The organism is Rahnella inusitata (genome assembly GCF_018288855.1).
In the GTDB taxonomy this organism is placed as follows: domain Bacteria; phylum Pseudomonadota; class Gammaproteobacteria; order Enterobacterales; family Enterobacteriaceae; genus Rahnella; species Rahnella inusitata.
Genome location: NZ_CP065024.1, coordinates 3,745,128 through 3,757,626, shown reverse-complemented (window position 1 = coordinate 3,757,626; position 12,499 = coordinate 3,745,128). Strand labels below are relative to the sequence as shown.

10 protein-coding genes are annotated in these 12,499 nt (G+C 50.4%); 4 read left to right on the top strand and 6 right to left on the bottom strand.

All coding sequences use genetic code 11. The features are described from left to right. Positions 1 to 75 precede the first annotated feature (75 nt). The 4 genes from I2123_RS17620 to nagB all read right to left on the bottom strand — a co-directional run bounded on the left by I2123_RS17620 (position 76) and on the right by nagB (position 4,223). On the bottom strand, positions 76 to 828 hold the full coding sequence (locus I2123_RS17620; protein WP_112169008.1) for an HAD-IIA family hydrolase: 753 nt from the start codon (positions 826 to 828) through the stop codon (positions 76 to 78). 57 nt (positions 829 to 885) lie between these two features. Continuing rightward, the gene (gene nagC, locus I2123_RS17615; protein ID WP_112169007.1) at positions 886 to 2,109 is read right to left on the bottom strand and encodes a DNA-binding transcriptional regulator NagC; all 1,224 of its coding nucleotides are present in this window, start codon (positions 2,107 to 2,109) and stop codon (positions 886 to 888) included. A gap of 20 nt (positions 2,110 to 2,129) precedes the next feature. Then, positions 2,130 to 3,269, bottom strand: coding sequence for an N-acetylglucosamine-6-phosphate deacetylase (gene nagA, locus I2123_RS17610; RefSeq protein WP_213052555.1), 1,140 nt, complete (start codon positions 3,267 to 3,269; stop codon positions 2,130 to 2,132). Positions 3,270 to 3,422: 153 nt separating this feature from the next. After that, complete coding sequence (nagB, locus tag I2123_RS17605) at positions 3,423 to 4,223, bottom strand: glucosamine-6-phosphate deaminase (protein ID WP_213051138.1); 801 nt, start codon at positions 4,221 to 4,223, stop codon at positions 3,423 to 3,425. Between the two features lie 394 nt (positions 4,224 to 4,617). Between nagB and nagE the strand changes: the two genes are divergently transcribed. From nagE to chiQ, 4 genes are all read left to right on the top strand, one after another. Continuing rightward, positions 4,618 to 6,570: a PTS N-acetyl glucosamine transporter subunit IIABC gene (nagE, locus tag I2123_RS17600; protein ID WP_213051137.1), complete on the top strand. Its 1,953-nt coding sequence runs from the start codon at positions 4,618 to 4,620 to the stop codon at positions 6,568 to 6,570. Between the two features lie 213 nt (positions 6,571 to 6,783). Then, positions 6,784 to 8,454 (top strand): glutamine--tRNA ligase, encoded by a 1,671-nt coding sequence (gene glnS, locus I2123_RS17595; RefSeq protein WP_213051136.1) that lies wholly within the window; start codon positions 6,784 to 6,786, stop codon positions 8,452 to 8,454. A 419-nt stretch (positions 8,455 to 8,873) separates the two neighbouring features. Further along, positions 8,874 to 10,337: a chitoporin ChiP gene (gene chiP, locus I2123_RS17590; RefSeq protein WP_213051135.1), complete on the top strand. Its 1,464-nt coding sequence runs from the start codon at positions 8,874 to 8,876 to the stop codon at positions 10,335 to 10,337. Positions 10,338 to 10,350: 13 nt separating this feature from the next. Continuing rightward, positions 10,351 to 10,692, top strand: coding sequence for a ChiQ/YbfN family lipoprotein (chiQ, locus tag I2123_RS17585; protein WP_213052554.1), 342 nt, complete (start codon positions 10,351 to 10,353; stop codon positions 10,690 to 10,692). Positions 10,693 to 10,997: 305 nt separating this feature from the next. On the opposite strand, the gene fur is transcribed toward chiQ, so the two are convergent. Both fur and fldA read right to left on the bottom strand, forming a co-directional pair. Then, positions 10,998 to 11,453, bottom strand: coding sequence for a ferric iron uptake transcriptional regulator (fur, locus tag I2123_RS17580; protein WP_013576469.1), 456 nt, complete (start codon positions 11,451 to 11,453; stop codon positions 10,998 to 11,000). 314 nt (positions 11,454 to 11,767) lie between these two features. Next, a complete protein-coding gene (gene fldA / locus I2123_RS17575; protein ID WP_056771565.1) occupies positions 11,768 to 12,295 on the bottom strand; it encodes a flavodoxin FldA in 528 nt (175 codons plus the stop codon). Between the last annotated feature and the right edge of the window lie 204 nt (positions 12,296 to 12,499).

The window sequence follows — 12,499 nt, the reverse complement described above, 5'->3', positions numbered from 1 at the left end:
AAACAATCAACAAGATGAAAAAAAACGAGCCAGAACAGACGTCCTGGCTCGTTTTCAAAGACTTAACAGACGACGTTAAATGATGTCGATATCGGCAACCGACGGATAAATCCACGTCGGGCGGAAAGGCATCCCCTCGATATCGTTCAGCGTGGAAACGCCGGACAGCACCAGGATAGTTTCTAAACCCGCCTGAAAACCGGCCAAAATATCAGTACGCAAATTGTCGCCGACAATTACCGTGCCATCGGAATGCGCCTGCATTTTATTGAGGGCTGAGCGGATGATCCACGGGCTCGGTTTACCGACATAAAACGGTTTGCGGCCAGTGATTTTTTCGATAGGGGCACACAGCGCACCACAGGCAGGGGTAAATCCGTGGCCGTGGTTATCCGGATTCGTCGCGATAAAGCGTGCACCGTTGGCAACGAAGAACGCCGCTTTATGGATCATGTCCCAGTTATAAGATCGGGTCTCGCCAACAATCACAAAGTCAGGATTGATGTCGGTAATGGTGAAACCGGCTTTATATAATTCGTGGATCAGCGCACCTTCGCCAACGACGTAGGCTTTCTTGCCTTCCTGACGTTTGAGAAAATCAGCGGTGGCCATTGCCGATGTAAAGAAGGCGCTTTCCGGCACATCCAAACCCGCCGCGCTGAAGCGGTTTGCCAAATCTTGCGCGGTCTGGGAAGGGTAGTTGGTGAGAATGACCAAAGGCATTCCCTGTTCCTGAATACGGGCGAGAAACTTGTCTGCGCCGGGTACCGCGGTGTTGTCGTGCAACAGCACGCCATCAATGTCACAGATTACATTCTTAATCGTCATGATTTATAAACCCACTTTTCCAGCTCCATTTCTGGCAGCCAAAGACTATAGCACGTCTTAATTTTCCAGCAGACGCTGTAAAAGAACGCCATTGAGCATCGCGCGTTTAACCAGCGCAAAGGCGCCAATCGCCGACTGATGGTTCAGTTCCGAGGTCACCACCGGCAAATTACGGCGAAAATCTTTTAGCACCTGAGCATTAATACAGTTCTGGATGGCAGGCAGCAGCACTTTATCGGCCTCGGTAATTTCACCGGCGATCACCACTTTCTGCGGATTAAACAGGTTGATGGCTATAGATACCGCTTTGCCTAACTGGCGCCCGACATGGTCGATGACTTCCGTGGCCAGCGCATCATGGCGGTTCGCCGCTTTGCAAATGGCGGTAATCGAACAGTCATTGAGGCTGAGCTTGCTGGCATAGCCCTGGGTCAGCAGATGACGCACGCGGTTTTCAATGGCGGCATTAGCGGCAACGGTTTCCAGACAACCGAAATTCCCGCAATGGCAGCGCTCGCCCAACGGGTCTATCTGAATGTGTCCGATCTCACCGACGTTGCCGTTACTGCCGAGGAATATCTGTCCGTTAACGATAATCCCGGCACCCGTTCCGCGATGTAAACGAACCAAAATAGAGTCCTGACAGTCGCGGGTTGCACCGAAGTAGTGCTCGGCGAGAGCCAGACTGCGGATATCGTGGCCGACAAAACTGGTCACTTTGAACCGGGCTTCCAGTGCATCCACTAATTTCCACGCACCCACGCTGATGTGCGGCATGTAGCGAACGATGCCTTTATTCGGATCAACTAAGCCAGGAAGGATGACGGAAATGGCAATCAGCTCGCGAATTTTGCGTTGGTTCAGCTCGATAAATTGCGCGATCGACTCAAACAGCGCGTTCTCCAGCGTTTCCTGAGTGCGTTCCGGCAGGGCGTAATGTTGTTCGGCCAGTGATTTGGCGCTCAGATCATAGAGCGTGATGGTCGCATCATGGCGACCCAGGCGCACAGCAATGGTATGAAAGGGGCGGGCTTCGGTGATGATTGAAATTGCGCGACGGCCCCCGGTGGACGCCTGTTGCTCCACCTCTTTAATCAGGCCGCGCTCAAGTAACTGTCGGGTAATTTTGGTAACACTGGCGGGCGCGAGCTGGCTCACGTCGGCAATCTGAATGCGCGAAATGGGCCCCTGTTGATCAATCAGGCGGTAAACCGCCGCGCCGTTTAACTGCTTAACCAGATCAACGTTGCCGATTTGTGCCTGCTGTCCGCCAGTTGTCATCAATACTTTTATCCGCTCAATTAAACTTCGTCACCGTTAACGATAGTTTTTGTGATTTTAAAATCATGAGTGAACGCGGTGAGGTTGGCGACTTTACCTGCTTCGATGCTGCCTAAGCGGTCATCGAAACCAATCGCGCGTGCCGGATAAAGCGATGCCATACGCAGCGTTTCATCCAGAGCGATTCCGACATGTTCGACACTGTTTTGTACCGCTTCGATCATGGTCAGCGCTGAGCCGCTCAATGTTCCGTTTTCGTCCACACAGAGTCCATCACGGTAGTATATTGTTTTACCGGCAAAAATGAACTCATCAATATTTGCCCCGGCAGGCGCTGTGGCGTCAGTGACCAGCACCAGCTTGTCGCCTTTCAGTTTTTTCGCGTTGCGGATATTTGCCCAATCCACGTGCAGCCCGTCGGCGATAACACCGGTATAGACTTCTGGTGTATCGAAAATTGCACCAATCAGGCCAGGCTGGCGGCCGGTAATGGCAGGCATTGCATTATAAAGGTGCGTAGCAAACGAGATCCCGGCGGCAAAACCTGCGCGCGCCTGCTCATAGGTTGAGTTGGAATGACCCGCTGACACCACAATGCCTGCATCACGCAGCTGGCGAATGTATTTTGCATCGACCTGCTCGGGCGCGAGGGTGAGTTGGGTAATCACCTCGGCGTTGGCACACAGGAAATCAATCATCGCGCTGTCGGGCAGGCGGATAAAGGCCGGATTGTGGGTGCCTTTTTTCACCGGGCTCAGGTACGGCCCTTCGAGGTGCAGACCCAGCGCCTGATTAGGATATTTTTCCAAATAGGTGCGCATGACGCTGATACCGTGTTTCATGTAGTCATCGCTACAGGTGATCAGCGTCGGCAGGAAACTGGTACAGCCGGATTTTTCATTGGCTTTCTGCATGATTTCTAACGTTTCTAGGGAAATAGCTTCCAGAGAATCGTTGAACTGCACGCCACCGCAACCGTTCAGTTGCAGATCGATAAATCCGGGGGCAAGAATGGCACCGTCCAGACTGCGGGTTTCCACATTTGCCGGCAGTTCGCTGACCGGACAAACACGTTCGATTTTGCCATCGGCAATCACCACCGCGTGGTTATCCAGAACGTCGTGACCGGTATAAATCCGACCATTAATTAATGCGTACATCATGCCCCCTAGTACGTTTGCCCTTCTCCAGTCACGCTGCTGCTGCGTTGGCTGCCTCACTTACTCACTCCGGTCACTGAATTGCGTAAGCTCCCGGAGATTTGCTTCGTGCCGCCTTGACGTAGCGTGACTGGCTTTGGGCATAATTGTAAATTAAAGATTCTTCATGTTTTCCGCTTCTAACTCGCGGAAATATTTCACAGTTTTGACTTTCAGTTCCATGGTGGACGGTTCGTCACACACCATCACGGCTTTAGCGTGCAGTTGCAGACAGCTGATGGTCCACATGTGGTTAATGTTGCCTTCAACTGCCGCTTCCAGAGCCTGCGCTTTCGCGTGACCGGTAACCAGAATCATCACTTCTTCTGCATCCAGCAGCGTACCCACGCCAACGGTCAGGGCGTATTTTGGCACCTGAGACACATCGTTGTCGAAGAAACGGGAGTTCGCGATACGGGTTTCGTGCGTCAGCGTTTTGATACGCGTACGGGAAGCCAGCGAAGAAGCGGGTTCATTGAAAGCAATGTGACCGTCGTTACCCACGCCACCCATAAACAGGTTAATTTTGCCGTAGGATTTAATTTTTGCTTCGTACTGGCGACATTCTTCGTCGATATCTGGCGCATTACCATTCAGCAGGTTGATATTTTCGCTTGGGATATCAACGTGATCAAAGAAGTTTTTGTACATGAAGGTATGATAGCTCTCAGGGTGTTCCTGTGGCAGGCCAACATATTCATCCATGTTAAAGGTCACGACGTTTTTGAAGCTAACCTGGCCTGCTTTATGCATGGCGATAAGGTGTTTGTAAGCTTCAAGCGGGGTGCCACCGGTCGGAAGGCCCAGAATGAAAGGACGTTCGGCAGTCGGTTTGAAGGCATTGATGCGTTCAACGATATGTCGTGCAGCCCATTTGCCAACTTCAGCGGTGGTGTTTAAAGGAATCAGTCTCATCACGTACCTCTAGTTTCAGAATATTGAATATACTGTTTATACCCTTAGTCGCAACGGATGACTTCGGATATACGTAGACAAAGCTAAAGCAAAGTTCTTTGGTTCAAAGGCGGTCTTGTTAAGCGTAAACCACCGTGAAAGTTTATGGCTGGCACAATACCGTCTAGATTTTTTTAATAATAAAATAAGTTTTGTGTGTTGACCAGTCTGATGGCATGTTATCACCTCTTTTTGGTGACAATTATCACAAAAAGAGAGGTTTTAATTTGCGATACGAAATAATCTTTTTACACTCGCAGTGCAGTCGGTTAAATCGGAACAGTAAAGAGTAAAGGTAGTAACCATACTAATTAAACTACTTAGGTGATTCGCCTGACGGCGGATAGGGGGAAATGTGAATATTCTTGGATTCTTTCAGCGTTTAGGCAGAGCGCTACAGCTGCCTATAGCCGTACTACCGGTCGCTGCGTTATTGCTGCGCTTCGGACAGCCTGATCTTCTTAACATGCCTTTCATCGCGCAAGCCGGTGGCGGGATTTTCGATAACCTCGCATTAATCTTCGCTATCGGTGTGGCGTCGAGCTGGTCTAAAGACAACGCGGGTGCGGCTGCATTAGCCGGCGGTATCGGTTACTTCATCCTGACCAAAGCGATGATCACCATCAACCCGGCCGTTAATATGGGTGTTCTGGCGGGTATCATCACCGGTCTGGTCGGCGGTATGGTCTACAACCGCTGGTCTGATATTAAACTGCCTGACTTCCTGAGCTTCTTCGGTGGGAAACGTTTCGTTCCTATCGCAACCGGCTTCTTCTGTCTGGTGCTTGCCGCTATCTTTGGTTACATCTGGCCTCCGGTGCAGGATGCAATCCGCGCCGGTGGTGAGTGGATCGTGGGCGCTGGCGCATTCGGTGCGGGCATCTTCGGTTTCGTAAACCGTCTGTTGATCCCAACCGGTCTGCATCAGGTTCTGAACACCATCGCATGGTTCCAGATTGGTGATTTCACCAATGCTGCCGGTACTGTGTTCCACGGTGACATCAACCGCTTCTACGCGGGTGACGGCACGGCGGGGATGTTCATGTCCGGCTTCTTCCCAATCATGATGTTCGGTCTGCCTGGTGCGGCATTTGCCATGTATTTCGCAGCGCCTAAAGAACGTCGTCCATTGGTCGGGGGTATGTTGGTTTCTGTGGCAGTGACCGCGTTCCTGACTGGTGTGACCGAGCCATTAGAATTCCTGTTCATGTTCCTCGCTCCGCTGCTCTATTTAGTGCACGCCATCCTGACCGGGATCAGCCTGTACGTCGCAACGGCTCTGGGTATTCACGCAGGCTTCTCCTTCTCTGCGGGTGCCATCGACTACGCGTTGATGTACAACCTGCCAGCGGCAAGTAAAAACGTCTGGATGTTACTGGTGATGGGCGTTGTGTTCTTCATCATCTACTTCGTTCTGTTCAGCGTGATTATCCGCATGTTCAACCTGAAAACGCCGGGTCGTGAAGACGACATTGAAAACATGGGCGCGCCGGAAGCGAACAGCAATACAGAAGAAGGCCTGAACCAGCTGGCGCTGAGCTACATTGGTGCACTGGGTGGGTCTGACAACTTCAAAGGCATTGATGCCTGTATTACTCGTCTGCGTCTGAACGTGAAAGATGCCGGCACCGTGGATGACGCAGCGTGTAAACGTCTTGGCGCATCCGGTATCGTTCGTCTGAATAAACAAAGCATTCAGGTTATCGTTGGTGCAAAAGCCGAATCTCTGGCAGATGCTATGAAGAAAGTGATTGCACGTGGCCCGGTTGCCGCAGGTGTGGCAACGACTGCGCCGGTAGTGACCACTAAAGCTGCTCCACAGGCTGTGCCAAACACGTTGAAAACCGTGGTGGAAACGCTGGTGTCTCCGGTAACGGGTGATGTTGTGGCGCTGGATCAAGTACCTGATGAAGCCTTCGCCAGCAAAGCTGTCGGTGACGGCGTTGCGATCCGCCCGACCGGTAAAACCGTAGTCTCGCCTGCTGCGGGTACTATCGTTAAAATCTTCAATACCAATCATGCTTTCTGCCTGGAAACCGTTTCTGGTGCTGAAGTGGTGGTTCACATGGGGATTGATACCGTCACGCTTAATGGTAAGGGCTTTACCCGCCTGGTCGAAGAGGGCGCGACAGTGACTGCCGGTCAGCCTGTTCTGGAACTGGATCTGGATTATCTGAACGCCAACGCGCGCTCAATGATAAGCCCGGTTGTGGTCAGCAATATCGATGATTACACCGGTGTTGTTTCTCTGGCGAGCGGTTCCGTGGTGGCCGGACAGACTAAACTGTTCGATATCCAGGGCAAATAATCTTTTTGTCTGAGTGATAAGGTTTAAGTAAACACTGTTTAGTAAAGACAGTCAGAACGGGAAGAGAGCGATCTCTTCCCGTTTTTTATTGTTTTCGGACAGCCCGTAAAGGGATAACCACGATTTTATGCAACTAACGGTTGTTTCCCGACGTGGCTTGTTGGAACATAAGCGGTTATCCGTAGAGTCAATGTTGCGTAGAGGAATTGCACAATGAGTGAGGCTGAAGCCCGCCCAACAAATTTTATCCGTCAGATTATTGATGAAGATCTGGCGACCGGGAAACACAATACCGTTCACACCCGTTTCCCGCCTGAGCCTAATGGCTATTTGCATATCGGCCATGCGAAGTCTATCTGCCTGAATTTCGGCATTGCGCAAGACTACCAGGGTCAGTGCAATCTGCGTTTTGACGATACTAACCCGGCAAAAGAAGACATCGAATTCGTTGAGTCGATCAAATACGACGTCCAGTGGCTGGGCTTCGACTGGAGCGGTGATATTCACTACTCCTCAGACTATTTCGATCAACTGCACGCATACGCGCTGGAGCTAATCAACAAAGGTCTGGCGTACGTTGACGAACTGTCTCCCGATCAAATTCGCGAATACCGTGGTTCGCTGACCGCACCGGGCAAAAACAGCCCGTATCGCGATCGCAGCGTGGAAGAAAATATCGCGCTGTTCGAAAAAATGCGTAACGGTGAATTCGCCGAAGGTGCCGCTTGCCTGCGTGCCAAAATCGATATGGCGTCGCCATTCTTCGTGATGCGCGATCCGGTCATCTACCGTATTAAGTTTGCCGAACATCATCAGACTGGCACAAAATGGTGCATCTACCCGATGTACGATTTCACTCACTGCATTTCCGATGCGCTGGAAGGGATCACACATTCACTGTGTACGCTGGAATTCCAGGACAACCGCCGTCTGTACGACTGGGTACTGGATAACATCACTATTCCATGCCATCCGCGTCAGTATGAGTTCTCCCGTCTGAATCTTGAATACTCCATCATGTCCAAGCGTAAGCTGAACCTGCTGGTGACGGATAAGATTGTAGAAGGTTGGGACGATCCGCGTATGCCGACTGTTTCCGGTCTGCGTCGCCGTGGTTATACCGCTGCGTCTATCCGCGAATTCTGCCGTCGTATCGGCGTGACCAAGCAGGACAACAACGTTGAAATGATGGCGCTGGAATCCTGTATTCGTGACGATCTGAACGAAAACGCACCGCGCGCCATGGCCGTTATTAACCCGGTTAAAGTTGTCATTGAGAACTTCACCGGTGATGACGTGCAAATGGTGAAAATGCCGAATCATCCGAGCAAACCGGAAATGGGCACCCGCGAAGTGCCGTTCACCCGTGAGATTTACATCGATCAGGCTGATTTCCGCGAAGAAGCGAACAAACAGTACAAACGTCTGGTGCTGGGCAAAGAAGTTCGCCTGCGCAATGCGTATGTGATCAAAGCGGAACACATCGAGAAAGACGCGGAAGGGAATATCACCACCATCTTCTGTTCTTACGATATCGATACGCTGAGCAAAGATCCCGCTGATGGCCGTAAGGTGAAAGGCGTGATTCACTGGGTTTCTGCTTCTGAAGGTAAACCGGCAGAATTTCGCCTGTATGACCGTCTGTTCAGCGTTGCGAACCCTGGCCAGGCTGAAGATTTCCTGACCACCATCAACCCGGAATCTCTGGTGATTGCTCAGGGCTTCGTTGAGCCGTCTCTGGTCGCTGCTCAGGCAGAAGTCAGTGTGCAGTTCGAACGTGAAGGTTACTTCTGTGCCGACAGCCGCTATTCAAGTGCTGAGCATCTGGTGTTCAACCGCACCGTCGGCCTTCGCGACACCTGGGAAAGCAAACCCGTCGCCTGACTGAAATATCACGTCTGACTCAACGCAGCTTCGGCTGCGTTTTTTTATGTCTGGAAAATGGTGCGTTTGATTTTCATCGCGAATTAATGTGTTTTTGATGGTCACTTTTTAGCTCCCTGATTTAACCACTTTATGAATGCTGAAACGTGTAAAGTATGTGATTATTTATTTTAACTCTCTGAAATTATTGTTATTTACTATTTTCTGGCTGTTTAATCCCTCCTGAGTCGTTTCTGTTACACTTTTTCATCTTTATGTGCACTTTGTCATACTTCAGAGAACAATGATTAATTACTCATTGATAATTCGCGTCGCGAAAAATACTCTTAACCTGCTTTTTACGGTTACGCCTCTGGCGGCCGCTTTTAATACCCGTTTGGGTTTTGCACCATCTTTTTTAGTCAAAATGAGGAATTTCTATGCACAAGCACCTTAACCGGGGCAGGGGATCGGCTTATCTGAAACCTGTGATGTACACTCTGGCTGGCACCTTACTGGGTGGCGGAATGACTTTTTCTCAGGAAGTCAGAGCGGAAGGCTTTATTGATGATTCCACGCTGACTGGCGGAGTTTATTACTGGCAGCGCGAGCGTGATCGCAAAGATCTGAATAAGACTAAAGAAGAAACCCGACCTGATGGCTCGAAAGTTACGGTCAACAACCCTGATTACGATAAATATGCCACTAACCTTTCTCACTCCACCGCCAACCTGAATCTGGATTTCTCCTCCGGTTATGCGTGGGATATGTTCGGTATCGACGTCGCAGCTTTTACTGCGATTGAGCTGGCTGAAGCCAGCGACAGCGGCCACCCGAACGAAATCGCGTTCTCTTCCAAAAACCACGCCTACGACGAAGATTACTCCGGCGATAAGGGCGGGGTCAGCCTGTACAAAGCCGCGGGTAAATTTAAATATGGCGGTTTCTGGGGACATGCGGGTTACATCCAGCCTACCGGGCAGACGCTGATCGCTCCGCACTGGAGCTTCATGCCGGGCACCTATCGCGGCGCGGAAGCCGGTTATAAACATGATTTCGGCGAACCGGGCGAGCTGAGTTTCTCTTACATGTGGGCGGACGAATACAAATCGCCGTGGCATCTGGAAATGGATGATTTCCGCCAGAATGACAAGAAAACCGGTGTCTCCTACATTCATTCCCTCGGCGCGAAATATGATTTTAAAAATGATTTCGTCCTCGAAGCGGCCTATGGCGAAGCGGAAAGCTACGTCGATCAGTACTTTGCCAAAGCGTCCTATAAGGCCGATCTGCTGGGCAATCCGCTGACCACCAGCTACCAGTTCTACGGTGCGGAAGACCGCATCAGCGACAAGAACGATCCGAACAGTTTGTATGACGGTCTCGCCTGGTTGCAGGCGCTGACATTCGGCTACACCACAGGCCAGTTCAACTGGCGTCTTGAAGGGACGATGGTCAAGGCAGAAGGGAATCAGGGGTATTTCCTGCAGCGTATGACACCGACTTATTCCTCATCTAACGGTCGTCTTGACGTGTGGTGGGATAACCGTTCTGACTTCAACGCCAACGGTGAAAAAGCGGTCTATGCCGGGGTGTTATACGATCTGGCGAAATGGGATCTGCCGGGCTTCGCGGTGGGCGGTTCTTACGTTTATGCATGGGACGCCAAGCCTAGCACCAATGCGGCTTATGACCAGAGCCAGCGCCTGAAAGAGAGCGCCTGGAGTCTGGACGCGCTGTACACCATTCAGGAAGGCCGCGCCAAAGGCACGCTGTTCAAACTGCATTACACCCAGTACGACAACCATTCGGATATCCCGAGCTGGGGCGGTGGTTACGGCAACATCTTCCAGGATGAAAAAGACGTCAAATTCATCGTTATCGCTCCATTCACTATTTTCTGAGGTCGCCATGTCGATGAATAAATTACTGATGATCGTTGTTACTTGCGTTTTCCTTGCAGGCTGTGCTCCGACAACGGCGCAAAAAGAAGACACCAAATTGCGTGAGGCCTACAGCGTCTGTATCAACAAGGCGGAAGGATCGCCAGACAAAATAGCCTCGTGCCAGACGGTTCTTGACGTCCTGAAACAGGAAAAAGCGCACAAGCAATTTGCCGAACAGGAAACAGTGCGGGTGGTGGATTACCAGCGCTGCCTTACCGCGCGTAAAACCGGGGACGGCCAGGCTTACGCCGACGACTGCGGCAAAATCTGGCAGGAAATCAGAGCGAATAATTCTCCTAAACCAACGAATTAAGGATGAGGTTGGAGATGGAAAAAATTCAGACTCAACGCACTGGCATCATTATGATGATACGCCAAAACCGCAAATTACCGGTGATGTCTGGATAAGCTCAGCCTCTGCCGAGGGGGCAGGCTTTCGCCGCGCAGAGCCGGTCACCGATAAGCTTTAAGCGAAACCGCATGAGGCTAAAAAAAAACGAAACCCCGGTTCTCCGGGGTTTTTTATATCTGATGTTCAGCGCTCAGGCCAAAAAAAAACCGCTTTTCAGCGGTTAGTTAAGGCTTTACGTTGACGGCAACTTCACCGAACCGGGCAGATTACTGCGCGGGTTTATCATTGTGCAAAGAATCATCTTCGCGGCAATCGCCTGCTTCACAGTGGCCGTACAAGTACAGGCTGTGGTTGGTCAGTTTGATGCCATGTTTCTTAGCGATTTCACGCTGACGACCTTCGATATATTCGTCGCGGAATTCAATCACGCGGCCACAATCTAAGCAGATCAGGTGGTCATGGTGATGTTGCTGGGTCAGTTCGAATACGGATTTGCCGCCTTCGAAGTTATGACGCGTTACGATACCGGCGTCATCAAACTGGTTCAGAACACGGTAAACCGTCGCCAGACCAATCTCTTCACCCATATCAATCAGTTGTTTGTACAGATCTTCCGCACTCACGTGATGACCTTCCGGCGCTTGCAGCACTTCCAGGATTTTAAGGCGCGGAAGCGTGACTTTTAAGCCGGCTTTCTTCAGTGCGGTGTTGTTGTCAGTCATGCGGATTCAGTCCTGTTACTATGTGCTAATCAAGTTGAGGCATGGAGCCTGTGGCATCAGCGGCACAAAAATGTTCGTTTAGGATCCTTCGTTTAACGGAAGTGTGCCGATCCCCTAAACGATTGCCTGTTAATAAAGATCACTAAATGCCGGTCACATCAGAGAATGCAACGACTTGATCGATAGAAAAAACAGATGAACTCAGTGTACCTTGATACTACTGAAAGTAACAATTTTGTTGTGGCTAAATTGTTAATTTCAGTAATAGTTTGGCCCTTCAATTGTAGAATAAATCCTCAGGGCCAACAGGGTTTTTAGCCAATAATTTCTGAAAGGCTTAATTCTTCTGTAATTTGCTTAACCCACGCATCAACGCGCTCATTGGTTAATTCAGGTTGACGGTCTTCGTCAATCGCCAGTCCGATGAAGTGTTTATCATCGGCCAGACCTTTAGAGGCTTCGAAATGATAGCCTTCTGTTGGCCAGTGACCCACAATCACCGCGCCGCGTGGCTCAATGATGTCGCGCACGGTGCCCAGTGCGTCACAGAAATATTCTGCATAGTCTTCCTGATCGCCACAGCCAAACAGCGCAACCAGCTTACCTTCGAAGTCGATCTCTTCCAGGCTTGGGAAGAAGTCATCCCAGTCACACTGGGCTTCACCGTAATACCAGGTTGGAATACCGATCAGCAAGATATCGAATTTTTCCAGATCCTCTTTGCTGCTCTTCGCAATGTCATGCACCTCAGCAACATCTTTACCCAGTTGTTTCTGGATCATTTTTGCGATGTTTTCGGTGTTACCTGTATCGGATCCAAAGAAGATTCCTACTACGGCCATAAGATGTCTAACCTCTTGTTCTCAATGATAAGCCCTGCATTGCAGGCAATAATAACGCTGATAATAGCAAACTTGCGGGGCGGAGAATATGCTTCCGCTCGCCTTCTTAACTGACGAATAAGTTTATCGGCCAAACTTTTTAAGTGTTATCGCCTTCGTGTCTTTTGAAAGTCTGTCTTTAACCTCAAAGTTATTGAGGTTAAA

Coding starts and splice junctions, on each gene's coding strand:
- I2123_RS17620 (WP_112169008.1), bottom strand. CDS start 828: ATGACGATTAAGAATGTAATCTGTGACATTGATGGCGTGCTGTTGCAC.
- nagC (WP_112169007.1), bottom strand. CDS start 2,109: ATGACAACTGGCGGACAGCAGGCACAAATCGGCAACGTTGATCTGGTT.
- nagA (WP_213052555.1), bottom strand. CDS start 3,269: ATGTACGCATTAATTAATGGTCGGATTTATACCGGTCACGACGTTCTG.
- nagB (WP_213051138.1), bottom strand. CDS start 4,223: ATGAGACTGATTCCTTTAAACACCACCGCTGAAGTTGGCAAATGGGCT.
- glnS (WP_213051136.1), top strand. CDS start 6,784: ATGAGTGAGGCTGAAGCCCGCCCAACAAATTTTATCCGTCAGATTATT.
- chiP (WP_213051135.1), top strand. CDS start 8,874: ATGCACAAGCACCTTAACCGGGGCAGGGGATCGGCTTATCTGAAACCT.
- chiQ (WP_213052554.1), top strand. CDS start 10,351: ATGAATAAATTACTGATGATCGTTGTTACTTGCGTTTTCCTTGCAGGC.
- fur (WP_013576469.1), bottom strand. CDS start 11,453: ATGACTGACAACAACACCGCACTGAAGAAAGCCGGCTTAAAAGTCACG.
- fldA (WP_056771565.1), bottom strand. CDS start 12,295: ATGGCCGTAGTAGGAATCTTCTTTGGATCCGATACAGGTAACACCGAA.